Here is a 26913-nt window from a genome sequence, read left to right as displayed (position 1 = left end):
AAAAGGCCGGGATCTTCCTCACGGATTCCGGCCTCATAATGAACAAAATAAAAGAAACTATATTGCTTCCTTATGCTTTTTACGATAAGCATAATGGAAAATAATTGGCAGTATTGTAAATGACAGCAGCATACAGACAATCAGTCCTCCAACAATCATAATGGCTAAAGGTTTCTGAATTTCGGAACCCATCCCGTTTGACATTGCTGCCGGAAGAAGTCCCATAGATCCCATCAGAGCGATCATTACTACCGGACGGATTCTGCTTTTCACTCCCTCTGCGATAGATTCTTTGAGAGACAACCTGTTTTGCAGATTTTCTTTCATCACGCCGATCAGAACGATACCATCTATGGTTGCTACTCCGAAAAGAATGATAAAACCAATTCCCGCTGAAATTCCGAAGATGGTTCCCGTAAACCAAAGGGATAAAAATCCTCCTATAAATGCAAATGCCAGTGTAATGGAAGAAATCAGCGTATCTTTTACGTTCCCAAAGTTGAAATACAATAACATCAGAATAAGAACTAAAGAAATCGGTACTACCATTGCCAGCTGTTTTGCTGCTCTTTCTTTGCTTTCAAATTCTCCTGCCCAGGTCATTTTATGATTTTTCGGAAGTTTTACTTCTTTATCTACTTTAGCTTTGGCTTCTTTAATGGTACTTCCAAGGTCACGACCTTCAATATTGAATCCAACTCCGATATATCTGCTGTTTCCTTCACGGTAAATAAATGACGGTCCGGTATGATAATCAATTGTTGCAATTTCTTTCAACGGTACTTTCTTATTATCCTGAGTCGGGATGAGAATATTTCCCATTTTTTCCGGCGTATCCCTGTAATCTTTTTCAAACCTAAGCATTACGTCAAACATTCTTTCTTCTTCATAAAACTTGGTAGCGGCCTGTCCTCCGATTGTCATTTCAATCACGGCCTGCGCATCTGCTGTGGAAACTCCATATTTTGCCATTTTGGAATCATGAAGCTGTATTCTCAATTCCGGTAATCCAATATTTTTAAAAACATTGACATCAGATATTCCCGGAACTGTTCTGATAGAGTTTGCAACTTTATTGGCATAATTTTCAAGTTCAAAAAGATCATTCCCGAAAATCTTAATTACCAGCGGAGCTTTTACTCCTGCTACATATTCTTCCACATTATCCTGAATAGGCTGGCTGAATCCGAAATTGATTCCCGGATATTTTTCAAGGGAAACTCTCATTTCTTCAAGAAGTTCTTCTTTGGATATTTTTTTCTTCCATTCATTCTCCGGTTTTAGCTGAATATTAAATTCGATATTAAAGAAACCTGTGGGATCAGTACCATCGTTCGGGCGGCCTGTTTGGGTCATGACAAATTTCACTTCATCATATTTCATAAGAATTCCTTTCATCTCTTTCGTTAGCCGTACCGATTCATCCAGATTGACACTGTTTGGAAGCGTTGCTCTTACATAGATTGCGCCTTCATTCAGCTTGGGTAAAAATTCAGATCCATAATTGGAGAATCTCCATCCACAGACAGCAAGTAAAGCAACAAATCCAATGATGAATCCTTTTTTATAACGGTCGCTGAATTCGTAAATTCTATAGATATTCACTCTGAAGAATCTTGAGATAAAGTTTTCTTTCTCTTCAATATTTTTCGTTAACAAAAGCTTACACATTGCCGGAACATAAGTCAAGCTTAAAATCAAAGATCCCAATAATGCATATCCCAATGTAAATGCTAATGGAGAGAACATTTTTCCTTCCACTTTCTGGAAAGAGAAGATCGGCATCAGAGCAACAATAAGAATCAATAGGGCGAAGAAAATATAACTTGCTACACTTCCTGCACTTTTCTTAATAATACCAAGTTTTGAAATTTTATTGAATCTCTTCAGTCCTATCTTCTTAGCTTTAAGTTCGAGAGCAACAAAGACATGTTCAACAATGACGAGCGTTCCTTCCAGCAGAAGTCCGAAGTCCAAAGCTCCCATGGAAATCAGGTTGGCAGGCAATCCCTGAATTTTCAACATAATAATGGCAAATAAGAAAGCCAAAGGAATTACTGATGCTACAATAAAGGTTGTTCTCCAGTTGTAAAGGAATATAAATACGATGATAGAAACCAGAATAACTCCTTCAATAAGGTTTTTGGAAACGGTATGAACTGTCGTATTTACCAATTCTGTACGGTCAATGATCGGAACAATCTGAACATCACCGGGAAGTTCTCCCCCATTCAGTTCTTCTATCCTGTCTTTCAGTCTTGCAATAACTTCACTTGGGTTTTCACCTCTAAGCATGATCACAATTCCTTCTACAACATCATTTTCTTTGTTATATCCTACCTGACCTAATCTTGGCTTTGCTGAAATTTTCACTTCAGCCACATGCTTTACCAGAATGGGCGTAGATCCTTTTACTTCGATCTGAATATTCTCAATATCTTCTTTTTTCTCTAAAAGACCAATCCCCCGCACTACATAAGCCTGATCTCCTTTTGCCACTACATCTCCTCCTACATTAATATTACTCTTGGAAACCGCTTCATACACATCCAGGGGGGAAAGATCATAATTGTGTAATTCCGTAGGATTAATTTTTATTTCATATGTTTTTTCTTCTCCACCAAAGCTTACCACATCAGCAACACCGGGAACTGCCAGTAATTCTCTTTCCACCACCCAGTCCTGAATGGCTGTCACTTCTTTGATGGGAAGTTTGCTTTTGATAATATATCTGTAAATTTCACCTGTAGCACCAGAGGGAGGTTCAATGCTGTATTCTGCTCCAGTGGGAAGCTCTACATTTCCGAGTTTATTGGAAGCATATTGCTGGGCATAAAAATCATTGACATGATCATCAAAAATAACCGTCACCACAGACAATCCAAATAAGGAAATAGAACGCACCGAAGTTTTGTTCGGAATCGCATTCATTTCTTTGGAAATAGGAAGTGTGACAAATTTTTCTATTTCTTCAGCACTTCTTCCAGGCCACTGGGTAATAACTCTTACTCTGGTATTGGTAACATCCGGAAATGCTTCAATAGGAGTATGCATATAGGAATAGATTCCTCCGGCCAGCAAAAGAAAAGTTCCCAAAAGAACAATCAATGAGTTTTTTAAAGAGAAGGATACAATATTCTGTACAAATTTTCGCATTACTTCGTGGAATTATTTAATTGGTTTTTCAGGTTTTCATAAATCAGCAGTCCGTTGGAAGCAATAATATTTTCACCTGGTTTTAAATTGCCTTCTACATAGATATACTGGCTATTGGAAGCAATCTCCGCAACCGGTCTTATTTCTAGCTCACAGTCTTTTTTGTAAACCACAACATAGCTTTGGTTATTATCAAAGATTAAAGCTTTCGCAGGAATAGCCAATGCACTTTTGTTTTGTAAATTCACTGGTAACACAACATCCGCAGACATTCCCGGTCTTAGCTTCATTCCATTATTATCCATAATGATTTTAGCCTTGAGTACCCTTTCGTTTTCATTGAAAACCTGAGAGATATTATCAATCTTTCCGGAGAAACTGTCGTCCGGATAAGCAAGAGTCTTTACCACTACCGGCTGATCTACATAAACATGTCTCATATTGGTTGCATACACGTTGGCCATTACCCACACTTTATCCAGATTCGAAATCGTAAAAAGCTGATCTCCTCCTGTTGTAACCGGCATTCCTTTGGAAACATTCTTTGAAATAACATATCCATCCGCAGGTGCTTTTATCTGAATGGTATTTCCTCCTGCGGAATAAAGCTGCATATTTTTCTGTGTCTTGGAAATATTGGATTGTAAGATGGCCACTTCTGATTTTGCTTCCTGTAAATCTTTCTGAGAAGCAATATCATCTTTATACATGGCCTCTACAGAAGACAGCTTTCTTTTCGCTACTGCAAGCTGAGCCTGTAATGTTTGGGTATCATCCTGCATTTCGTTGACAGCTGTACTTTTTATACTGGCCAGAGTTTGTCCTTTTTTTACATAATCTCCAAGGGAAAAATAAGTATCTATCACTACTCCGTCTACAAGACTTACAAAAGGAACCGTTTTATCCGAGTTACTCTCCACTTCTCCGGTGAGCGTAATACTTTCTTCTATAGGAAGCATTTCTGCTTTAACGAGTTTAATACCTTTTTTCAGCTCTTTACTGATGCAGTACCTTTTTTCAGCTTCTTTATTTTCTTCTTTTCCGGCACAGCCTGTAAAAATAATGAAGGCAGACAGGTAAGCCGCAGCAATGTATTTGGTAATATTTTTGTTCATATCTTATAAGTCTTGTCCTACAACATACTGCAGGTTTTCGTAGTATTGATTAAGTTCTTTTTTGGTATCCAGTATGATCATTTTGTTCCCTATGTAGGTATCCAGAAAATCCATATACTCCAACATGCTGATATTTCTCAGTCTGAAATTTTTCTCATGGCTTACCAGTAATCCATCCAATATGGATTCATAATTTTCATCGATCTCTTCTGAAACCTTTTGTGTACGGATATAGTTTCTAAAAACAGAGACAATTTCATTCTCTGATCTCAGCATATTCTTGCGGGTCTCAAGTTTACTTTTCTCAATTTCAAGCCTCGCTTCCTGAATATTCCCTTTGTTACGGTCGAAAATGGGCAGATCCATAGAAACACCCAATCCTATAAAGTCTTTCATAATATTTCCGCCACGGTCGTATCCAACAGAAACAGCAACATCCGGCGTTTTCATAGCATTTTGAATTTCGAGATTTTTGGCGGCGTGTTTCTCCTTATTTTTTGAAATCATGATGTCAGGACGGTTTTCTTTCGCTTTTTCCATCCATTGGGCCACCTCCAGTTCTGAAAGTTGCTTTTCAGGCATCACAAATGAATCTGAAATCACCAGATACGTTTGAGAAGGCAGCATCAATAAAGCCTTCAGCTCTACCTGCTGCTCTTCGATTTCCTGTTTTAATGAAATCAGTTTTTTCTTGAATTCAATTTCCTGTGCTTTCAGACGGACATATTCAGCTTTACTGATATTCCCAAGAGTTAATTGATTGTTATAGGATTTTGTTAATTTCTCAATAGAAGCAATCTGTCCCTGATAGATTTTCTGCTGTTCCTGATTGTAAAGAATTTCGGTGATGGTATTTCTGAGTGTTTTCTTAAGCTCACGCAACACTTCCTGCAGTTCGTACTTCTCTCCTTCCACTTCTATTTTCTGCAGTTCAATATTTTTCCGTCTTTTACCCGCAGTCTGAATCACCTGTTCTATCTCAGCAGAAATCTGAGTATTTTTTCCCCAGTTTCCGATAAGCGCAGGCTGTTCTTCAATATCATAGGTTCTCCATAGATTCACTTCGCTGATACTTAATTTGGGATTAGGCCAGTATTTAGCCTGAACAGCTCTTGCTTCGGCTTGTGAAATTTCAAGCTTCTGTGCAATAAGGTCGAGGTTTTTAGCCAGAAAAATAGTCTCAGCTTCCTTTCTTCCAATTTTCAGAGTATCTGAAATCTGTGCTGAAAAGAAACTGAAACAATGAATATAAAATAGTGTAAAAAATAGCTTCTTCAAGGTCTCTTATTTTAAGACTACAAAGCTATTTGTCTAATATTAGAGGGAATTTTAAACAGAATTAAAATACGGTTAGTTCAACATTAGAGTTTGATTAGAACTTTTCTAAAACACGGATAATTTCACAAATACCACGATTATGAGTGAGCGGGAAATATAAGAGTAACCGATGTGCCTTTATTGACAACAGAATCAATTTTCATTGCAATATGATGGTGGTCGAAGATACTTTTCGAAAGGGATAAACCAATTCCACTGCCTTTTACGGTATCTACATTTCTACCTCTGTAGAAGGTCTCAGCTATTTTCATAAGATCATCTGACGGAATTCCTCTCCCTTCATCTCTTACCTCAATATATAACTGATTATTTTTCTCTGATAATACAACCACTACCGGTTTATCATAGGAATACTTGATTGCATTTTCAACGATATTATACAGTGCTAAATATAGTAGAGTTTCGTTTCCCGGAAATTCCAGCAAAGCAGGTTTTGCGACCTGAAGCTGTATTTTAATGGATGAATTGTTTTCTTTTCCTTTCGGTTCTAATTTCTCGTAGATTTTCCAGATCAGTTCATCCACTCTCATTTGTTGATGAGAGGCTTCAAGTTTGGTCATTCCGGACATCAGCAAAAGATTGTTGAGAATATTTTCAATCTCGTATACGTTTTCCAATGATTCTTTCGCTACTTCTCTATACTCTTCCGGAGTTCTGTCTTTTTGGGCAAAGACTTCCAGATTTCCGGAGATTGCAGCCAAAGGAGTTTTAAATTCGTGAGAAACGTAATTGATAAAGTTCTGCTGTAAGAGAACATTTTCCGCAATTCTACCAAATAGTTTATTATATGATTTTATAAGATCTTCAATCTCATCATTAGTATTCATAGAAGTAATTGCCGTAGAAATATTATTATAATCTACTTTATTAATACGCTCTACAACATTGGAAATAGGTTTATAAACCACTTTTGAAAGATACCGGCTCAGAAAATAAATTGCCAGCAAACCAATAACCAATACAGAAAGCATAATAATAGCAAGTCTCAATATCTGTGATTGAAAAGAATCGTTTGATGATTTTACAAAAACAACAAAGTCTCCCTGATTGTCCGGATAAAAAATCCCATAGTAGAATTGATTATCAGACATAAACTGTACTCCTTTATTATTCCGTACAGCCTGCAAATCGGAAAGCTTTATATTCTTATCGTTCACATTATGGCCAAAAGTAACTTCGTTATTCTGATTGTAGACCGCCACCCTGTTATTCTGGATAAGATGATTGTATTCTTTTTTTATTTGGGCATGTCTATCTTTTGGAAGCTCATCTTTTTCAAGATAATAAATGGCAGAAATAAGAGCTGTATTTCTAAGCTTTTCAAAATAAAAAATTTTAGTACTGTCATAATAGGCAAAAAATATCACCGCAGATGTGATGATAGAAACAATGCCGAATGAAAGGCTTGAAATAAGGGTAAATCTGTTTCTGAGAGTCATTTTCAGTCTTTGATCAAATATCCTGTTCCTTTTACTGTATGAATAATTTTTTGTTCTGTTTCATCAATCTTGTTACGGACATAGGAAATATAAACATCTACCACATTCGTTGTATTATCAAAATCAATTCCCCATACCTTATGTAAAATCTGGGTTCTGCTCAGCACCTTATTTTTATTCTCCATCAGGAAAGTAAAAAGCTTGTATTCTGTAGGCGAAAATTCTATTTCCTTATCGTTCTGTGTTACTTTGTGAAGATCTGTATCAATGACGATATTTCCACATGACAAATATTGATCTTCTTTCTGATAGCTTAGTTTATTCCTTCTGGTTAAAGCTTTAATTCTTGAAATCAGTTCTTCGAAATGAAAAGGTTTCGATAAATAATCATCAGCGCCCATATCCAGCATTTTGATCTTATCATCCGGGCTGTTCAATGCACTTAAAACAAGAATCGGAGTATAGTTTCCTTTAAATCTAATAATTTGTGTAAGCTGCATCCCATCCAATCCTGGAAGCATGATGTCCATTAAAATAAGATCAAAATCATAGGTATGAAGAAGTTCACGCGCTTTTTCCCCGGAATCTGCAAGAGTGAGATTGTACCCAGCCTCAGAAAGGCCTTTAATCAGGAAATTGCTGATTCTTTGATCATCTTCTACCAACAAAATATTCATAATTCTCTGAAATTTCCTATAAATATAGGTATTCTTATTAAGAAAGAAAGTGGGAAGAAAGAAGAGTGAAGTAATGAACATCTATCAAACAATAGCTAATCATTTTATTTCTCTTTAAAAATAGTAGAACAAACAACTATTATTGTCCATACAGCTTCCGGCCTTTTTTCATAATTTTGGAAGATGGAGATGATATACTTAATTATTGGGTTGATTGCCGGTGGTGTACTTGGCGCGGTTATATTATATTTTGCACTGAAATCGTCAATGGTTTCAAGAAGCTCTTATGACTCGCTGAACACCTTATCTATAAAAACGCAGTCTGATCTTGAAAATTCAAACCTGAAGATTCAGGAACTTCATCAGAATATCAGCAAAGAGAAAGAAGCCAATATGCAGCAACAGGATCTTCTGGATGACCTGAAAAATGAATTTTCTAAAATCTCCGCCGAATATTCTTCTTTAAACATTCAGTTCCAGGAATTAAAGCAAATCAATCAAAGACAGAATTCTCAGATAGAAACCCACATTCTTGAAAAGCAGACTCTTTTTGCTAAAAATTCTGAACTTTCTGCAAAAAATGAAGGTCTTCAACAATCGCTTGATACCCAGAAAGAAGAAATTATTAAGATCCAGGAAGACTCCAAACTTCAGTTTGAAAACCTTGCCAATAAAATTTTAGAAGAAAAGACAGAAAAGTTTACCACTTTAAATCAAAATAACTTAAAAAATATCCTTGAGCCTTTTCAGGAAAAAATTGCTGATTTAAAAAACAAAGTCAACGAAGCCTATGAAAAGGAAAATAAAGAACGCTTCTCCCTTGCTGAAAAAGTGAAAGAACTGGCAGAACTGAACCAGCAGATTTCCGAAGATGCCAAAAAACTGACCCGTGCACTGAAAGGGGAAAGTAAAACCCAGGGAAATTGGGGCGAAATGATTCTTGAAAGTATCCTTGAAAAATCTGGATTGGTAAAAGGAAGAGAATATTTTCTGGAACATGAATTACGGGATGAAGACAATAAAGCTTTATTCTCAGAATTCTCAGGAAAGAAAATGCGTCCTGATGCCGTTGTAAAATATCCGGATGAAAGAAATGTCATCATTGATTCTAAAGTATCTTTAACTGCTTTTACAGAATTGGTAGATGAAACCGACGCTGATGTTTACGCTATAAAACTTAGCCAACACCTTGGATCTATCAAAAACCATATCACACAGCTAAGCCAGAAAGCATATGATGATTACGGAAAATCACTGGATTTCGTGATGATGTTTATTCCTAGTGAACCCGCTTATATTGCAGCCATGCAGGCAGATCAGAACCTTTGGAACTATGCCTATGAAAGAAGAATTCTTTTGCTTAATCCAAGTAACCTGATTACTTCCCTTAAACTGATTGCTGATCTTTGGAAACGTGAATATCAAAACCGAAATTCCGTAGAAATTGCAGAACGCGGAGCCAGACTTTATGATAAATTTGTAGGTTTTGTGGATAATCTGGAAAAAGTAGGCAGAAACCTAGATCAGGCTAAAAATGTATACAATGATGCTTACAAACAGCTTCATACCGGAAATGACAACCTTGTGATTCAAACTCAAAAGCTGAAGTCATTAGGAATTAAAAATAAAAAAGATCTGCCTCAAAGTCTTATAGACAATAGTAACCTTATTGAACCATCAGAAAGCTAAATGATATGTTTTCGTTTGCATCATATCCTTACCCAAAATCCGAATCCTTCAAAGAAATTTTCGTTTCTTCTTTGGGAGCAGGAGTTTCTGTATACCTGTTTCTGATTATTTTTCAGCCTTTTGGTACAGAAAACTTTCTGCATCCCTACAAGTTTTTACTACTTTTCCCCTATTGCATTATTTTTGGAACAGCATTTTTTATTGCCAATCTTATGACTTCCCGTTTTAGCAACTGGAATATGGGTGCAGAGCTTTTAAAAATAATTTTCATTCTATTCGTTGGATCAATTCTATCCTACTTTTACAATTCATTATTTCTGAGTCATGTAAAACTTGATTTGGGCAATTATTTTTATATGTTCCTTTATTCTCTGGCCGTTGGCATTCCAATTTCTATCATATATATTTTATCGCGATATATCTATTTAAAGAATCTTCACGAAAATACAGCCCGGAATATTTCTCAACACCTTCCGGTTTCTATTCCGGAATTACAGCAAAATCTATTGAAAATATCCGCACAGAATTCAGAACTTATCATCAGCGAAAGCAATTTCCTATGCGTTCAGTCAATGGAAAACTATTGTACGTTTTACTTTTTAGAGAATAATATTTTAAAAAAAGTGTTGGTCAGAATCAGTTTATCCAGTGCTCTACAACAAATCGAAAACGGTTCTGTCAAAAAATGCCACCGTTCTTATATTGTCAATCTTACAAAGGTCAAAAATCTTAAAGGAAATGCTCAGGGATATAAATTAATTCTCCCGGAAATTGATTTTGAAATCCCGGTTTCAAGAAGTTTTATTCCTTCAATTATTCCTCAACTACAGCAGCAGAATCCATAAATCTTGTCATTCGTCACTATTCTTTGCTATTCATCACATTAGCTTGAAAGCATAGATTTAAAACCACATTTTTGCTCAAAATTTAACTAACATGAGTAAGAATATCCGCTTCTTTTTAATCTTTATTCTGGGATTTACAGCCTATTATTTCTTTGATGCTTTCTTTTTTAAAAGCATTCAGACATTTTCAAAAAACCTAAGCCACAGCAAAGCCGTAGCACATGTAACCGCTTATCTGATAACTTTAATTCCTTTGATCATCACTTTAAAAATTCTGTTACCCAAAAGAAATATTTTGGATCTTCTTTCTTTAAACAAACCCATTTTCAAAGGATTTACATTAGCTTTTACAGGAACTCTCCCCATGCTTATTGGATATATGATTCACTTTAAAGCAGTTAATAAAATATATTTTGAAACCCTGTTTATCAATACATTATCTTCAGCATTTTTTGAAGAAATCATCTTCCGGGCTTTTCTTATAGGCACAATATACCGGTTTACCAGACTTGGTTTTTTATCATCAGCCTTATTCGGATCTTTACTGTTTGCACAGGTACATTTATACCAGAGCCAGAATATAACAGAACTTATGGAAATATTCGCGATTACATTTCTTGGATCTTTATTCTTTGCCTGGGTGTATTTTGAATCTGAATATAATCTATGGACAGCTATATTTCTGCATTTCCTGATGAATCTGTACTGGGAAATCTTTACTGTTTCGGAAAATGTTTCCGGTAATTTTTATGGAAATCTATATAAATTAGTTTCTATTGTTGCTATAACGGTCATTGTTATTTATGCAAAAAGAAAAAATAAACTCCCCTTTGAGATCACGTGGAAAAACCTTTTTATCAAAACCAGAGAAGTTCAATCATAAATTTTGCATAATTTTGCGGAATGTTGATAGAAAGTTTTCAAAACGAAAAAATAAAAAATGTCACTAAGCTCCTTACTGACAACAGGTTTCGTAAAAAATCAAAAGTTTTTGTAGTAGAGGGCCAGCAGGAAAATGAAAGAGCTATGCAGTATCATTTTGAACCACTGGAATTCTTTATCTGTGAAAATATCTTTAAAGGAAGCCTTCCAGAGGGAAAAATCCATCATGTAAGTGAAAAATTATATGAAAAAATAGCTTACAGAGGAAGTTCTGAAGGAATTATCGGGATCTACCACGCAAAGGAAACTCCTCTTTCATCATTTGTTCCTAAAGAAAATTCTACGGTAATTATTGTTGAAGGAGTAGAAAAACCAGGAAACCTTGGCGCTATTTTAAGAAGTTGTGAAGCGTTTGGAGTAGATGCACTGATTGTTGCTGACGGGAAAACTGATTTCTACAATCCTAATGTGATCAGATCCAGTGTGGGCTGTCTTTTTGGAATGGAAGTATATCAGGCTGAAAATGAAGAAACATTGGAATTTCTGCAAAAAAACAGCTTCAATATTTACACTACCCTTATGGATGAAAGTGCTGAAGACCTTTATAAGAGAGATTTCAGACAGCGTTCTGCCGTATTATTCGGTACTGAACATTCCGGATTGAGTGATTTCTGGATTGGAAAAGGAAAAAACACACTGATTCCTATGGCCGGAAGTATTGATTCTTTAAATCTGAGTAATGCAGTAGCTATTACCTGCTATGAATCTTTAAAACAAAAGAAAGGATAAATACCGTCTGATAAAGCTGGGCTTTATTTTCAATGAGGTTGCTTCGCCTTGGGCTCGGCAAAGACTAAGCATAAAAAAACCGTCTCACTGAGTGAAACGGTTCTTTTATTGTTAAGCGTATGCTAGAATTATTTCTTAGCAGCGTCTTTTGCAGCATCTTTAGCAGCGTCAGCAGCTCCTTTAGCAGCATCAGCAGCTCCTTTAGCAGCTTCTCCAGCTCCTTTAGCAGCATCTTTAGCAACTTCAGCACCAGCAGCAGTTGTAGCAGCAGCAGCATCTTTAGTAGCTTCTACAGCAGTAGTTGCAGCAGAATCAACAACTTTAGCAGCAGAGTCAGAAACTACAGCAGCAGAATCAGCTACAGTAGCAGCAGCAGAATCAGTTGTTCCTTCAGTAGAAGTAGCTTCAGTTTTTTTACAAGCAACTAGAGAGATTGCAGCGATAGCAGCTACGAATAATGACTTTTTCATAATAAATTAAATTTAATTTTGTTAATATTGTTTTATAAAATTTTCTTCTGTTCTGTTATTTGAACAAGACAAAGGTATAGCAGTTAGAAAATTTGTTTATGAAAAATAATTGTAATACCTTTGTAAAATAGTTTTACAAAAAAACATAGCTGATAATCAACAATTTAATTATTTTTTGAAAAATTGACAGATTTAGATCTATTACACTTTGAGCAGCTAAAAAAGGATGTTCAGGGTCAATACTTAAAAGAACATACCCCTTCGCAGGATGATATATCCAAGTGGAAGGGTATTGATATTATATATTTTCAGGAAGACCTGCGTAAAAAAGCGAAAGGGAACATCAGTGAAAAGTCATTTTACACCTATTTCAAAAGTTCACCGGTTACTAAATTACCAAGGATAGACATGCTCAATTTATTGAGTATTTATGCAGGTTACGACTCTTGGTATGAGTTCAAAAAGCTGCATCTTTTTGCGGGTGAATTGCTACAGGAAAATGAAAATTCTGAAGAAGAAGATCTTAGTGAACTTGAAAAAACAGTTTCTACAGCTCCTGATATTCCAAAAACTGAATTTCAGCCTAGAAAAACCGAAAACACCACCCAAGAAAACATTGATTTACAAAAATCAAATACTGATAACCAGCAAGTTAACCAAAATAACAATACCGCTCAGAAAATTGAAATTTCATCCGTTCCACCTAAGAAAAATTTCTTCAAAAAGAACGCCTGGGCATTCGTTACTTCCGTTTTAATTACGATCACCGGTCTTTTGGGATTTAAAGATGTTCTTTTTTCGAAAACTTATAAATATTGTTTTATCGATAAAGATAGAGGAGTTTCTGTAATCAACACTTTAGAAATAATGGTGGTGAAGGAAAACGAATCTCCATTGATGTATAAAATAAAACCTGGTGAGTGTTTTTATTATTCTACTAAGGATAAAAATTTAAAAATGCGTATCAGCGCTCCTTTCTACGAGCCTCTGGAAGTCAACAGAAACCTTGAGAATGCACCTGAAGAGGAAAAAATAGAACTAAAGCCGGACGATTACAAGATGGCCGTGTACTATTTCTCGATAAAAGACATCAAAGGAGGAAATCCGGATGAACAGGTTGCCCTTATCAAGCAGAAAAGAAATCAGCTGGAAAACCTGATCAGCAGCAATGCTGTAATTTATCAGGTATATGACAATGACACCTATGGAATAGAAAGACTGGATAAACAGAAATACATCACTCTGGTCACTACTCCTACAACTTCACTGAAAAATCTGAATGTAATAGAAATGAAAAAGGATAACAAAGGTAAAATTGTATCCATCAAATTTAAAATTGCTACCACAAATGAAAAGAATAAGTAATTTTTTAATTTTCACCGTACTTCTGACATTATTTATTGCTTGTAATAATAAAACCTCAGAGGTAAGCGACCTCGATAAGCTACGAAACAGCAACAATGAAAAGAGTTATCCTGCAGTACAGATGGACAGCATGCAGGCGATCAATTCTATTACCAAACAGAAAGTTCAGGAACTTTTTGACCTTTCTACTCTTTATCTGTCCGGAAACAGAAATACAGAAATAGATACCGTTATTTATTCACAAATGGAAAGTTATTTCCATAAACCGGATTCTTTGACATTTAAAAGATTACTGAAAGAACTGGATAGCATGAAAGTAAAAACAGCAAAGGTGAGCAACCTGAATGTTTATAAAGAATTCTATAAAAAAGACACACTGGACTATGCCAAGTTTAATGTGGAATATTTTGATAATAAAAACAGATCTCTGGGAAGCTTTGAAAAAAATGCACAATATATACTGCTGTCTACTTCCAAGCTCAAAAAGGAGTTTAAATTCTACTTTTTAGATTTCTATTCCCCACCGATTAAGAAAGACAGTACTTCAGTAGGAGTAACTAAATAGTCTACAGGAAGATCATTTTCCCAGACATCATCCACATATTCATCGGGGTCAAAATAATTGACTCCGATTTTTTTTGTATATGCTGATATATGCTGGAATAATCCATCATAAAAACCTTTCCCATATCCTACTCTATTTCCATTTTTGTCACAGTACAGCAATGGTGTAATCACATATTGAAAATTATTTTCACCTGAATCTTCATTGGAAACAGGCTCCGAAATACCCCAGCTGTTGGTTTCAAAAACAGTATTTTCAAAGATTTCAATACTAATAAGCCTATCACCCACAATTTTAGGAACATAAACACGTATATTCTTCGCCAAAAAATACTGAATGAAGATTTGGGTATCAATTTCTTTTCTTGCAGGAATTGGGATGAAAACATGTACTTTTTCCCCTTCCTGAGGATTGAAGTGATCAATAAAATTTTCAAAAATCTTTTCAGATAACAAGAAAACCTCATCAGGAGACAAGGCTTTTCTTTTTTGGGTATATTTTTTTCTAAGCTCAGCTTTTAGCATAATTATTAAGTTTTTAGAACTGAAATAATTTTTACCGGACAAGCTTTCACAGCTTTATCGTTTATTCCTGACTATGCGTTTTGCACAATTCTGTACAGTTTATCAGATAAACGAACTCTGAATGGAAGTTCGAAAGTGATCTGATCTCCAATTTTTGCTATTTCACAAGGACCTCCATTTGCATAAATTTCAGTAATAGTAATTTCCTGTTCTCCAGTTGTTGGACCTGAAATTAATACTTTATCTCCAACTGACAAATCTTTATGTTCAATTAAGAACTGTGCAATTTTTGATTTTGAGAAATAATGCTCTGCCTTTCCAATCAGTTCTTTTTTAACCGCAATTTTTTGGCGTATATTCTTTGTTTCTGCTTTTGCTAAAGGTTTATCAGATAAATCACCTGAATTTTTAAATTTCAAGGCATCAGACTTCCCTTTTCTGAATACTTTATTTCCAACCTGTAATCCTTTTCTTAGCTTCACCTGTTCGTCCCAAGACAGATGTATAGTATCCAGACATTCTGTAGAACAGCAGTTCTCCATTATTGCTTTACACTCATCACACTGGATAAAAAGAAGGTGGCATGCATCATTAGCACAGTTGGTATGGTTATCACAAGGTTTTCCACACTGGTGGCACTGTGAAATAATATCATCTGTAATTCTTTCCCCTAAACGGTGGTCAAATACAAAGTTTTTACCTATAAATTTACTCTCTATTCCTTCTTCTTTAATCTGGCGGGTATACTCAATGATTCCTCCTTCCAATTGGTAGACATTTTTAAAGCCCTGATGTTTGAAGTAAGCACTGGCTTTTTCGCAACGGATACCTCCGGTACAGTACATCAAAAGGTTTTTATCTTCTTTAAAATCCTGTAACTGTTCATTGATAATCGGTAAGCTTTCTCTGAAGTTTTCCACATCCGGAGTAATAGCTCCTTCAAAGTGTCCTACTTCACTTTCATAGTGATTTCTGAAGTCTACAACGATTGTATTAGGATCTTCAAGTAAATTATTGAACTCCTGTGCTTTTAAGTGAATTCCTTTATTGGTAACATCAAAAGTTTCGTCGTTCAAACCGTCAGCAACAATTTTATTTCTAACCTTAATTGTCAATTTTAAAAAAGAATAGTTATCCTGATCAACAGCGACGTTTAAACGGATTCCTTTCATAAAATCATAAACTTCAAGCGTATTTCGAAAAGCCTCAAACTGATCTGCAGGAACACTCATCTGAGCATTAATTCCTTCTTTTGCTACATAAATACGGCCAAGTGCATCAAGGGCATTCCAGGCTATAAATAATTCGTCGCGAAATTTTTTGGGATCTTCAATTTTGGCATACGCATAGAAAGACAAAGTAAGACGGTCTTTACCGGCTTCATCAATAAGTTGAGCTCTTTCTTCTGCGCTTAAGGTGTTATACAGTTGCATGCTATAAACGTTTTAAGTGAGAATAAAATTTTTGCAAAGATAATCATTTTTGAATTAAGTATCTTTATGACACAAATCACAGGTAATGAATAATGAGCGGCCAGCATTGAATAATTAGTAATAAATAATGGAAAACAGAATGTATTTTACACCCTACAAACTGACATTTTTTCTTTAATATTTTTTTAAGTTTTGTTAACCTTGACATTAACAATTATGACATAAGACATAAAATGACATAATAGCCGTTAAATTTTAGTTAAAATTGAAACATAGCATACTAATTGCTTACTTATTTAACATTAAATTTGTTTACTCAAAAACATAAAATAGAAATTAATTAATAAACAAGAAAGATATACAATGAAGAGTACTTTAAAAAAACTATTACCATTTGCAGTAGTAGGAGTTATTTCCGGAGCTACTACCGTTGGAGCCATACAATATTTAGGACACAGCTCCAACAATGGAGATCAATCTTACTTCACAACGTCAGCACCTAACACCTCATTCGCAGGAATGAATACGGGGGCAGTAGGTGACGATTTTGTAAAGGCAGCCAAAACAACCGTTCCGGCTGTAGTTACCATCAAAAATTACCAAAGCAGAACAGCAAGCAGAGCTTCAGAACAAGACTTGTTCGACTTTTTCTTCGGAGACCCTTTCGGGGGAAGAGGCCAGGGCCAGCAGAGACAGAAGCAGCAACAGACCCCGGACAATATGCCATCAGGAATGGGTTCAGGTGTCATCATCTCTCCGGATGGGTACATCATCTCCAATAATCACGTGGTAGCAGGTGCCAATAAGCTGGAAGTAGTATTAAGCAATAAAAAATCATATATCGCAACTCTGGTAGGAACTGACCCAAATACGGATATCTCACTACTAAAGATTGAAGAAAAAGGTCTTCCTTACTTAAATTTTGCAAATTCTGATAATATTGACGTAGGACAATGGGTACTTGCAGTAGGAAATCCACTTGGATTAAATTCTACGGTAACAGCAGGTATTGTTTCTGCAAAAGGAAGAGGTATCGGAATTTTAGGAGGCCAGGGAAAAGCAACTAATCCTATTGAGAGTTTCATTCAAACGGATGCTGCAATCAACCCGGGTAACTCAGGAGGAGCTTTGGTGAATACTAACGGGGAGCTTATCGGAATCAACTCTGCGATCCAGTCTACTACAGGATATTATCAGGGATACGGATTTGCTGTTCCTTCTAACTTAGCCAGAAAAATTGTTGAGGATATCAAGAAATTCGGAATTGTACAGAGAGGATTCCTGGGCGTTCAGTCTCTGGACCTTTCCAATGACCAATTGGTAACTTCATACAACAAACAGTTTAAAACGAGTCTGAAAGTAGGTTCAGGAATTTATATTACAGGATTTGGTGACAATAGTGGTGCTGAAGATGCAGGATTGAAAAAAGGAGATATTATTACCAAAGTAGACAACTACGATATCACAGACTTTGCTGATCTTTCAATGTCAATCGGAAGCAAGCGTCCTGGTGATAAAGTTCAGGTAACCTATTCCAGAAATGGTAAAGACGGTACGGCTACTGTAACGCTTAGAGACCAGAAAGGAGGTACTTCCACGAGAACAAAAGCAGATCTTAGCGTAACTGAAAAAATCGGAGCTGAATTCCAAAGCATTGACGAAAGAACGAAAGCATATTACGGCTTAACTAGCGGAGTGATTGCTAAAAACGTTTTAGAAGGAAGCGAAATGGCCAAAGCAGGAATTGTAGACGGTTATATCATTACAGAAATCAATGGTAAACCTGTAAATTCACAGAAAGATGTGGAAAGTTTATTGAATAAGTTCACAGGAACTATACAAATAAAATATATGGACGACTACGGAAGAAATTACCAGAGAGGATTCAAAATGCCTTAATCAGAAGACAAAATTAGTTTTTCATATCAACAAAAAACGCTGCAGAGATCTGCAGCGTTTTTTATTATTTATTTAGGCTTATTCATTTTTTCAGCAATTCTTTTCTGCTTGTTCCGCTCATAAATAACTTCTACAATCTTACCTCCAATCCAGGAAAACGGAAAAAAAGTAAGGAAAATAGAGATCTTATAAAATGTAGGATGGTAAGGAAATATAATCACATCCAGCATAGCAATAAAGAGCATAATAAAACCAATCAGAATAGCATAAGCTACTTTAGCATATTTAACGATGATGGCTGTTGCAACGCCCCCAATAGTAGTTCCCAATCCGGAAATAAACAACAGGAAGCCAAAAAACGCCTGATCATCTTTCATACTGAAAAGAAACCTCTGCCAGTGCTCAAACGGAGCAAAAGCCTCAAAAGTAACCCATTGCGGAAAAACCCTTATACCAAGAGTAATAATAAGCCCTGCAATGCCAAGACCTACCAGAACCGCAATTGTATTTCTTATAAAATTCATTAATCCTGATGTGCGATCATAGAAATTTCGATATCCACATTTTTAGGCAGGCAAGAAACCTGTACTGTTTCACGGGCAGGATAGCTTTCTGAATCTAAGTAAGAAGCATAGATATCATTCATTACAGCAAAATCATCCATGCTCTTAAGGAAGATGGTAGCTTTTACAACGTTTTTGAAAGTCATTCCGGCTTCAGTAAGAATTGCCTCAAGGTTTTTCATTACCTGGTGTGTTTCTTTTTCAATTCCTTCTACCAATTTACCAGTTGCAGGATCTACAGGAATCTGTCCGGAGATATACAAAACTCCGTTTGCCATATTAGCTTGTGAATAAGGACCGATAGCTGCAGGTGCATTAACTGTGTTGATTATTTGTTTCATAGCGGATATTTATTTTTTTCTAAGGTCATATGCCATCACTTTTGCCAGTAAGAAAATCCTGTCAGCAGTGATTTCATTAGAGTTTATTTTGATTGCAAATATAAAATTTATATTCTCAAATGCCAATCTGATATTAGAAAGGTGCATTAGGCTGGGTAAAGCTTCTGTCTTTGTACTTCAGTGCGTCACTTAAGATATTGGCTTTTATACCAATAAAGAAGTCATACACTTTATACTGTCCGAAAGGCACCCAGTTGAAATTGATGGTAAAACTTCGCTGATCTCTTGAGAAACCAATTCTTGTATACGCCAATTCTTTTGTTACCATATCATAATGCGTACTTCCTGTAATATTCCAGAAAGGAGTCAACTTAAGGCTCCCGTCTAATCCTATGGACGCAATTTTGTTGGCAAATCTGCTCAGTCCTTTTGAGTAGGCATAATTAGCACTGATGTTTAAAGTCCATGCCTGATCAAAATGGGCGTAATGATCATCATCAAAATAATAATTTTCATTTCGGATCTCTCCTTTTGAAGAATATTTTTTAGCATAATCTGTTTTCTCTCCAAAAATCTCACTGCTTAAAGGATAAGATAACTGAACATTGAATCCCTGTACACTGAAGTGCCCGAACTGTTCTGTTCTTACCCCTGAATCCTGACCAGAAGAGAAATCTATTTTATAAGGCTCCAGCGCAAGACTGGTATTTACCGTAAGTTTATTATTGAAGAATGAAGACTGTCCGTTGATTGAGAATACAGACCAAGGGTGGTCATTAGCAGCGAAATTATAGCTTCCTGAAAGGTTTAAAGATTCAAATATCTTGATTTTTTTCACTCCTGTGGAATCACTCTTAGACTTTACTTTCATCTCGATATTGTTACCGATATTGAAACCTAAAGCACCCTGCATTCCACTTGACGGGCTTCCTATGATCCCTTTTTCGAAAATAGAATAAGGAGTCAACGCTCCGGTTGCATTGTAATAATTTTTATAATATCCGAAATTAGGACTTGAAAAATCCGGAGAATAGGTGAAGCTTACACTTGGAGTCATCATATGTCTTACTGCTTCTACTGCAGACCCTTTTTTAAATTTCATCATCCCGAAAAGGGTGGTCTGAAGACTGGCAGAAGTAGAGAATGTAGAATATCCTGTAAAGTTCTTATTGATCTCATCTACTGTTACATTCTTTACCGGATCATAGAATCTGTTCAATGTTTTTGTAGTCAATGCATTGTCGATATTCGCACTTAAACTGAAAGTGAAATATTTTGCCACTGTGGTATTGGTAGCCAATGCAATATTGTTTTTAAGACCTGTCTGCATTTTGTCCCACATTTCTTTTTTAAACAGTTCGTTCTCCTGAGTATTAACGAAATTGGTAAGGTTGAAACCTGTATTCACTGTAATATTTTCAAGAAGTCCCTGTCTTATTCCCGTTCTTGATTTAAACAGATAAAACTGGTTAATCGCTACGTTCATCTGTGGAAGACGAAGGTCTGCCAATCCCGTTGCAAAGTTTTGTGAATAAGAAGCCGTTCCTGTAATTGTTGCCGGAAGTTTCAGAAATCTTTTGGTAAGGGTTACCGTAGAGTTCTGCTGGGTATTCAATACATTCTGGTTGAAAATATAGTTGTTGTTAAGAGGATTATTATAAAACTTTGTACTTACGATATCCACAGAAGCACTGAATGTAAGAAAAGGATTGGCTTTAGAATCCTGGGAGTGCGTCCAGTTTATTCTATAAGTACTGTTCTTTGTATAATCATCTAAACCTTTAATACCTCTTACCATGGTTCCAACATCCGCTGTAAAGTTTCCGGAATAACGGTACTTCTTCTGATAATTTACCTGAGGCCGTAAATTCCAGCTTCCTTTGGTATAAATATCAGCAAGAATCTTCACGTCAAAGTGTTCCCCAATTGGCTGGTAATACCCTATTCCGTTAAGGAAAAACCCTACATCTTCCCTTTCCCCGAAACTCGGAATCAGGATACCTGCTGCCCTTTTATCTGAAAACGGTAAAATAGCAAAAGGAAGGTAAAGAGGTGTAGGAACCTGCTCAATAAACATCTGGATAGGCCCGGTAACGATCTGGGATTTGGTTTTGGTTTTAATCAGCTTAATATTGTAAGCTCTCATAAAATAATCCGCGGCGGTATCTTTTTTCTTAATGAAATAATCATCCGTGGTATAATCCGCTTTTCTCATCGCGAATACGGAGTCGTTATATTTTTTGGTCTTCTGCGCTATAATTACCCCTTCACTTTCTTCTGTTCTTGCATTGAAAGCAATTGCCTGTTTGGTTTTTGTGTTATAGCTGAATTCGTTGGTTTCGTATTTTTTCCCGGCCTGTGTTGTAATTACAGGTTCAATAATTTTTCCTAAAGAATCTTGTTTTCCTCTGGCGTAGATCAGATTTTTATTATCATCTATGGAAATATAGTCTGCATCAATCTGCATATCCTGATACTTCACCTGCGCATTTTTGTTCAGAAAAGTCATCTTCTTAGGGACATCTCTTCTCTGATCATCAGCTTTTGTGCGAAGAACATCATCCAAAGTTTCTTTTTTTACAACTATGGTATCCTTTTTGGAAATAGTATCATTAACCGCATTTTTAGGCAATTTTTCAGGAGTTTTCTGTGCTAAAAAATTGTTAAAAATTAGGATAATTAAAATTTGTAATATATTTTTGAGGACGGTTTTGGCCAATTTTATTATATATAATTAAGGCCCAAAATTAATATAATTTTTATAACTGTAAGATGCACAAACAAAATTTTAAAATAATTTTATCATTTCTCCTTATCCTGACCAGCAACTTTATTTTCTCTCAGAAGAAGTTTACTATCGTTCTGGATGCGGGACACGGAGGAAGTGATCATGGGGCCAACAGGACCTATTCCGATATTGGAAGAGTCGCTGAAAAAGACATTACACTTGCCATTACGTTAAAAGTAGGCTCAATGTTAGAGAAAAACAGAGATTTCAAAGTTATATATACCCGTAAAATTGACGAGTATCCTTCTCTATCTGACAGAACCAATCTGGCCAACAGGAGCAAAGCAGATCTTTTTGTATCTATCCACTGTAATTCCTCCCAAAGACCTACAGCTTATGGTACAGAAACATATGTACAGGGACCTAACCAGAATAACGAAAATCTTGAGGTAGCCAAAAGGGAAAATGACGTGATCTTCCTGGATGAAAAAGATAAGCAGACCTTCGGATCTTATAATCCTGACTCTCCGGAGTCATTAATTGCCTTAAAACTTCAGCAGAACAAATATCTGGAGTCCAGTCTTCTTTTGGGAGGATTGGTAGAGGATAACTTTGTAAATAAAGACAAGCGTTCCTCAAGAGGTGTTTTCCAAAAGAACCTTCACGTTCTCCGTATGAATGCCATGCCATCTGTACTGATAGAAACAGGCTTCATCAACCATCCTGAGGAAAGCCATTATATTGCTTCGGATAAGGGGCAGACTGAAATTGCAGAAAGTATTTACAATGCTATTATTGATTATAAAAAAGCAGTTGACAGAAAATCGGGAGGTTCTATTGCAGTCAGAAAACCAGAGCCTGAAAAACCTGCAGAAGTTCCTTTGAAAAATGATTTCAGAATTCTACTCATGAGTTCTCCTACGAAATACAATGAAAATGATCCGGCTCTGAAAGGCCTGAACTATATTCTTACTCTTAAAGAAAACGGACAGTACAAGTATTACTATGCTGTAACCAATATGGCCTCTGTAAAAGATATTAATCTTAAAACAGCCAAGGATGCAGGTTTTAGAAATGCTTTTGCAGTAGGATTTATGCCTAATCAAAGGATTAATATGGGATACTACACCATAGAAGTATATTCGGGTGATAAACTGAATGGAAATTCTTACATTCTTCAGAACCTGAAAGATGTGGAAAGAGAGAAAGACAATGGCGTTTTTTATTACACTTATGGAAAAGTATACACGTTGGAAGATGCAGCAAAACTTCAAAAGGAGCTTGAAGCTAAAGGTATCAAAAACACGGTGATACAGAAAGTCTATAAATAATTAAAAAAAATAATTTTGAAGTTAAAAAGTTAATGATTACTTTTGCAACCTCAAAATTTGGCCTATTCGTCTAGTGGTCAGGACTCAAGATTTTCATTCTTGCAACAGGGGTTCGATTCCCCTATAGGCTACTAAACTTACAAACCTTTAACGGATCCGTTAAAGGTTTTTTTATGGCTTATTTTATACTGTATTTTACTTTCAAAACCAGCTTGAATATTTTATGAGAACTCTTTTTAAAATTAATATTCTCCAGATTTTTACAATGTTCTGGCAAAATTTATTAGGAATTGCAATATTCTAACAACCTGAAAATTAATATCATTATAATATAGAGTCTTTACTTTTACTGTAAAAATTCATTCCATTTATGTTATATGTCACAAAAGCATTATATTTGCAAAAATTTAACCATAATTGGTCGCACAAATATGGTCGCATTGATGAAAAATATTATTTATAAATCATTGTTTGTAGTTCACTACAGGCTACCAAATTTTATATCATGCCGGATTTAAAAATACAAGAAGCGAAATTGCTTTTTAAGAAAATCCACTCTAACCCAAAAAGTTACGATTTACAAATCAATGAAGACGGGATTACAGGCAGAGATGATAAAATCAGTTTCAGACTTTACAGGACTGGAGAGAGGGTTGCTTTTGAAGTAACAATTGATGGACTCACTTTCACCAACACCACTGGAGAATGGAACAATGCATTGATCATGCTGGGAAATACGATCAAAAAATTAGAAAAAGAACAAGAAAATTTAAAAATAGAACAAGCAATAAATAAACTAAGAAAGTACCTTTCAGAAGAAAATTAAAATTTTTGAAAATAAATTTGGTAGTTTTAAAAAAAGTTTATAGTTTTGCACTCACATTTAAACGATATGGCAAATCATAAATCAGCACTAAAGAGAATCAGACAAAACGAAACTAGAAGACTTCGTAACAGATATTACCACAAGACTGCTAGAACAGCTTTAAAAGCTTTAAGAAATGAAGAGAACAAAGCTGCTGCTACAGAACAACTGCCAAAAGTTATCGCTTTATTGGATAAATTAGCTAAGAAAAATATTATCCACAAGAACAAAGCGGCTAACTTGAAAAGCAAATTGACAAAGCACGTTAATAAATTAGCGTAAAAATATAGCTGGCCCGTTCGTCTATCGGTTAGGACCTCAGATTTTCATTCTGGTAAGAGGGGTTCGATTCCCCTACGGGCTACTTACATCTTATAAAACCACTGTAATAACGGTGGTTTTATAAAGATCACAGTAGAAAAGCTATATATAAAATAAATCTAACCGGCCCGTTCGTCTATCGGTTAGGACCTCAGATTTTCATTCTGGTAAGAGGGGTTCGATTCCCCTACGGGCTACAAGATTAAGAGTTGATACTTATAAAAACAAAAACTAACACATTATTTCGGTAATGGAAGATAGAGGGCCCGTTCGTCTATCGGTTAGGACCTCAGATTTTCATTCTGGTAAGAGGGGTTCGATTCCCCTACGGGCTACAAAAGGATTTTTTCGAAAGTCCTTTTTTTGTTTTATACATACATTCGGACCATCTTTACCCGGCAGTATCTTACTTATTTAATCACCGGATCTCCTAAATTACCACACTACCCTATCATTTTGGGAATCCTCCATTGAATTATACCCAACAAAAGATACTCTTCAATTTTTGCATCTTCCTCTTATACAATCCAAAGAATCAATAGTCTTTGTCATCCGATAACAAGACCATATTAAATTTCATTAAAAACATCACCAATAATGGAAATATTATTTTTTACTTGGTCTATTAATCCTTAAATTTGGCTAAAACTATTCACAATAAAAATAAATAACATGAAAATTAATTTACTTCTGGGAAACCGATTCTCTTTTAAGGCCGGATTAATGGCTTTATTTCTATTTTCAACCAGCACATTATCTTTTGCACAAAACAGAATTTATGCACACGCTCAAAGCTCAGGTGTATTTGGTGTAGCCTGCCTGGGATGTCACATCGAGAATCCTTTGAATGCAGTTGGGTATAACGAAGATGACTATTCAACAATGGTATTGGGAACAGCTTTGTTGGGTGGAATTCAACAAACACTGATTTTTCCTGACCTAAGATCAGACACAAGACTGGTTGTAGGAATTGGTACAGACAACATTCCATTATCTGTACAGTTATTAAGTGGAGTAACTCTTGAAACTATGAATGGAGGCACTTCTAATGAGGACCGCAGAACGATAGATGTAAGTCTTCTTAAACTGGGAGCAATACCAAACAGAGGAACAGTAGAATTCAAGCCGGCAAAACCTTATGACGGAATAAGAATAGGCTTAACGGGAGGTGTACTGAGTCTTGGCGGCGGATTCCGAATTTATTATGCTTATCAGGATCCATTGATCAGCATTATGGCCCACAGTCAAAACGGACAGGTTACACTTGGAGGAAATGTTCCGGCAGAAGGCTCAGAAGTCACATTATTCAACACTTCTGGTAAAGAAGTATTTCGTTCTACATTACAATCAAACACTTTTGAACCGAGACAGCCTGAAGGAGTTTATATAATGAATGTGCAGACTAAAGAAGGAAAAACATATTCCAGAAAAATTTTAATTAAATAATAAAATAAGCGATATGATACATGCGGTAGACTTTTAACTACCGTATTTTTTTGCATTCATTTTCAGCGAAATACAAAAACAAATTATTAAGTAAAAATAAATTCATAATTATAAATATCAATAAATTATTAACAAATCACATAAATATGAAATAAAATAAGCAACATAATCATTTTATTTATAAATTTACACGAAACTAAAACCCAAAATTTTTCTACATATGAAAACTTATTTATTACTTGGCCAACGCACCATGAAAGCTGCAGTTTTGGCATCATTCCTATTTTTAACAAGCACAATGTCTTTTGCACAGATTGTGAAAACCTATGTAAGCAGCCAAACCAACCAGGTATTGGGAGTATGCTTAGGCTGCGGAGTATTGAATCCTCAAAATGCAGTAGGAAGTAACGAAACTGACTACTCTACTATCCAGGTTTCAGTAGGCCTTTTGGCGAGAACGGAACAGACATTGATCTTCCCAACGACCAATATCGCCAATAACACCAATAAGCTTGTCATTGGAATTGGTTCAAATGGTACTCCACTATCTGCTCAGGTATTGGGAGGTGTATCAATTGAGACATTCAATGGAGATGTTTCCAACAACGATCGCCAAAATCTTAGTACCAGCCTGCTCAACCTTGGAGCTGGAGACCCAAGCAAAGGTGAGATTGAACTTACCATGAACATTCCTTTTGACCGTATCAAAATCAATGTGAATTCAGGATTACTGAATATTGGTGGTGAGCTTAGAGTATACTATGGATATCAGTACAAAGATCCGTTCATCAATTTCATGGCTCACAGTCAGAATGGACAGTTTACTCTTGACAAAAATATTTCTACACAAGGTTCGGAGGTTAGTCTTACCAATACTTCAGGAAAAGAAGTATTCCGTTCCAAGCTAACATCAAATACATTTGAAACAAAGCAGCCACAAGGAGTATACATCATGAACCTTACTACGAAAGAAGGAAAAACTTACTCTAAAAAGGTAATCATCAAATAAAATATCCACAACAGATCAAACCCGGCAGGCTTTTCAAGTTTGCCGGGTTTTTTATTAGGAATAATGTGTTACTATTTTTCATGATAAAAAAATCTCTATCACTTCATTAATAAACCCTGACCA

At 35.7% G+C, this 26913-nt stretch carries 23 protein-coding genes and 4 tRNA genes; 16 read left to right on the top strand and 11 right to left on the bottom strand.

Annotated elements, in window-relative coordinates; all coding sequences use genetic code 11:
• Positions 1–57: 57 nt before the first annotated feature.
• From KYG33_RS16845 to KYG33_RS16825, 5 genes are all read right to left on the bottom strand, one after another.
• Positions 58–3156, bottom strand: coding sequence for an efflux RND transporter permease subunit (locus KYG33_RS16845; protein ID WP_077413574.1), 3099 nt, complete (start codon positions 3154–3156; stop codon positions 58–60).
• Positions 3156–4271: an efflux RND transporter periplasmic adaptor subunit gene (locus tag KYG33_RS16840; RefSeq protein ID WP_077413573.1), complete on the bottom strand. Its 1116-nt coding sequence runs from the start codon at positions 4269–4271 to the stop codon at positions 3156–3158. Before KYG33_RS16840 ends, KYG33_RS16845 begins: the two co-directional genes overlap by 1 nt.
• Positions 4272–4274: 3 nt before the next feature.
• Positions 4275–5549, bottom strand: coding sequence for a TolC family protein (locus KYG33_RS16835; protein ID WP_180565041.1), 1275 nt, complete (start codon positions 5547–5549; stop codon positions 4275–4277).
• 137 nt (positions 5550–5686) lie between these two features.
• Positions 5687–7048, bottom strand: a complete 1362-nt coding sequence (locus tag KYG33_RS16830; RefSeq protein WP_219072106.1) for a sensor histidine kinase — start codon at positions 7046–7048, stop codon at positions 5687–5689.
• 2 nt (positions 7049–7050) lie between these two features.
• Complete coding sequence (locus KYG33_RS16825; protein WP_077413690.1) at positions 7051–7725, bottom strand: response regulator transcription factor; 675 nt, start codon at positions 7723–7725, stop codon at positions 7051–7053.
• Between the two features lie 183 nt (positions 7726–7908).
• On the opposite strand from KYG33_RS16825, the gene rmuC reads away from it, so the two are divergent.
• The 4 genes from rmuC (at position 7909) to KYG33_RS16805 (ending at position 11930) form a co-directional block, all read left to right on the top strand.
• Complete coding sequence (gene rmuC, locus KYG33_RS16820) at positions 7909–9414, top strand: DNA recombination protein RmuC (protein WP_180565039.1); 1506 nt, start codon at positions 7909–7911, stop codon at positions 9412–9414.
• Between the two features lie 5 nt (positions 9415–9419).
• Positions 9420–10259, top strand: coding sequence for a LytTR family DNA-binding domain-containing protein (locus KYG33_RS16815; RefSeq protein ID WP_180565038.1), 840 nt, complete (start codon positions 9420–9422; stop codon positions 10257–10259).
• Positions 10260–10350: 91 nt separating this feature from the next.
• Entirely contained in the window at positions 10351–11142 is a 792-nt protein-coding gene (locus tag KYG33_RS16810; RefSeq protein ID WP_077413568.1) for a CPBP family intramembrane glutamic endopeptidase, read from the top strand.
• A gap of 20 nt (positions 11143–11162) precedes the next feature.
• On the top strand, positions 11163–11930 hold the full coding sequence (locus KYG33_RS16805; protein ID WP_077413567.1) for a TrmH family RNA methyltransferase: 768 nt from the start codon (positions 11163–11165) through the stop codon (positions 11928–11930).
• A gap of 128 nt (positions 11931–12058) precedes the next feature.
• Here the strand turns inward: KYG33_RS16805 and KYG33_RS16800 are convergent, their stop codons facing one another.
• Complete coding sequence (locus KYG33_RS16800; protein WP_047380511.1) at positions 12059–12400, bottom strand: hypothetical protein; 342 nt, start codon at positions 12398–12400, stop codon at positions 12059–12061.
• A 183-nt stretch (positions 12401–12583) separates the two neighbouring features.
• Between KYG33_RS16800 and KYG33_RS16795 the strand changes: the two genes are divergently transcribed.
• Both KYG33_RS16795 and KYG33_RS16790 read left to right on the top strand, forming a co-directional pair.
• Positions 12584–13765, top strand: coding sequence for a hypothetical protein (locus KYG33_RS16795; protein WP_077413566.1), 1182 nt, complete (start codon positions 12584–12586; stop codon positions 13763–13765).
• Positions 13749–14330: a hypothetical protein gene (locus tag KYG33_RS16790; RefSeq protein WP_219072105.1), complete on the top strand. Its 582-nt coding sequence runs from the start codon at positions 13749–13751 to the stop codon at positions 14328–14330. Before KYG33_RS16795 ends, KYG33_RS16790 begins: the two co-directional genes overlap by 17 nt.
• On the opposite strand, the gene KYG33_RS16785 is transcribed toward KYG33_RS16790, so the two are convergent.
• Both KYG33_RS16785 and KYG33_RS16780 read right to left on the bottom strand, forming a co-directional pair.
• A complete protein-coding gene (locus KYG33_RS16785) occupies positions 14279–14854 on the bottom strand; it encodes a 5-formyltetrahydrofolate cyclo-ligase (RefSeq protein WP_219072104.1) in 576 nt (191 codons plus the stop codon). The two genes, KYG33_RS16790 and KYG33_RS16785, sit on opposite strands and share 52 nt — an antisense overlap.
• 71 nt (positions 14855–14925) lie before the next feature.
• The gene (locus KYG33_RS16780) at positions 14926–16287 is read right to left on the bottom strand and encodes a rhodanese-related sulfurtransferase (protein ID WP_077413563.1); all 1362 of its coding nucleotides are present in this window, start codon (positions 16285–16287) and stop codon (positions 14926–14928) included.
• A 363-nt stretch (positions 16288–16650) separates the two neighbouring features.
• Here KYG33_RS16780 and KYG33_RS16775 point away from each other — a divergent pair, with 363 nt between their 5' ends.
• On the top strand, positions 16651–18186 hold the full coding sequence (locus tag KYG33_RS16775; RefSeq protein WP_180565036.1) for a trypsin-like peptidase domain-containing protein: 1536 nt from the start codon (positions 16651–16653) through the stop codon (positions 18184–18186).
• A gap of 68 nt (positions 18187–18254) precedes the next feature.
• On the opposite strand, the gene KYG33_RS16770 is transcribed toward KYG33_RS16775, so the two are convergent.
• The 3 genes from KYG33_RS16770 to KYG33_RS16760 all read right to left on the bottom strand — a co-directional run bounded on the left by KYG33_RS16770 (position 18255) and on the right by KYG33_RS16760 (position 21809).
• Positions 18255–18710: a hypothetical protein gene (locus KYG33_RS16770; RefSeq protein ID WP_047376540.1), complete on the bottom strand. Its 456-nt coding sequence runs from the start codon at positions 18708–18710 to the stop codon at positions 18255–18257.
• Positions 18710–19090, bottom strand: a complete 381-nt coding sequence (locus KYG33_RS16765; RefSeq protein WP_034694591.1) for a RidA family protein — start codon at positions 19088–19090, stop codon at positions 18710–18712. Before KYG33_RS16765 ends, KYG33_RS16770 begins: the two co-directional genes overlap by 1 nt.
• Positions 19091–19223: 133 nt before the next feature.
• Positions 19224–21809: a putative LPS assembly protein LptD gene (locus KYG33_RS16760; protein WP_077413561.1), complete on the bottom strand. Its 2586-nt coding sequence runs from the start codon at positions 21807–21809 to the stop codon at positions 19224–19226.
• A gap of 53 nt (positions 21810–21862) precedes the next feature.
• On the opposite strand from KYG33_RS16760, the gene KYG33_RS16755 reads away from it, so the two are divergent.
• The 9 genes from KYG33_RS16755 (at position 21863) to KYG33_RS16715 (ending at position 26790) form a co-directional block, all read left to right on the top strand.
• Positions 21863–23149, top strand: coding sequence for an N-acetylmuramoyl-L-alanine amidase (locus KYG33_RS16755; protein WP_175627180.1), 1287 nt, complete (start codon positions 21863–21865; stop codon positions 23147–23149).
• A gap of 59 nt (positions 23150–23208) precedes the next feature.
• Positions 23209–23280, top strand: a tRNA-Glu gene (locus KYG33_RS16750).
• Positions 23281–23654: 374 nt separating this feature from the next.
• Complete coding sequence (locus tag KYG33_RS16745; RefSeq protein ID WP_047380487.1) at positions 23655–23975, top strand: hypothetical protein; 321 nt, start codon at positions 23655–23657, stop codon at positions 23973–23975.
• A 66-nt stretch (positions 23976–24041) separates the two neighbouring features.
• The gene (gene rpsT, locus KYG33_RS16740) at positions 24042–24296 is read left to right on the top strand and encodes a 30S ribosomal protein S20 (protein ID WP_002983073.1); all 255 of its coding nucleotides are present in this window, start codon (positions 24042–24044) and stop codon (positions 24294–24296) included.
• Between the two features lie 10 nt (positions 24297–24306).
• Positions 24307–24378, top strand: a tRNA-Glu gene (locus KYG33_RS16735).
• Between the two features lie 82 nt (positions 24379–24460).
• Positions 24461–24532: transfer RNA gene (locus tag KYG33_RS16730), tRNA-Glu, on the top strand.
• 66 nt (positions 24533–24598) lie between these two features.
• Positions 24599–24670: transfer RNA gene (locus KYG33_RS16725), tRNA-Glu, on the top strand.
• 337 nt (positions 24671–25007) lie between these two features.
• Positions 25008–25781, top strand: a complete 774-nt coding sequence (locus KYG33_RS16720; RefSeq protein WP_219072103.1) for a T9SS type A sorting domain-containing protein — start codon at positions 25008–25010, stop codon at positions 25779–25781.
• Between the two features lie 220 nt (positions 25782–26001).
• Entirely contained in the window at positions 26002–26790 is a 789-nt protein-coding gene (locus KYG33_RS16715) for a T9SS type A sorting domain-containing protein (RefSeq protein ID WP_077413559.1), read from the top strand.
• Positions 26791–26913 lie beyond the last annotated feature (123 nt).

Source organism: Chryseobacterium sp. D764 (assembly GCF_019317325.1).
Lineage (GTDB): Bacteria > Bacteroidota > Bacteroidia > Flavobacteriales > Weeksellaceae > Chryseobacterium.
This window is presented reverse-complemented; position numbering and strand designations above follow the sequence as displayed.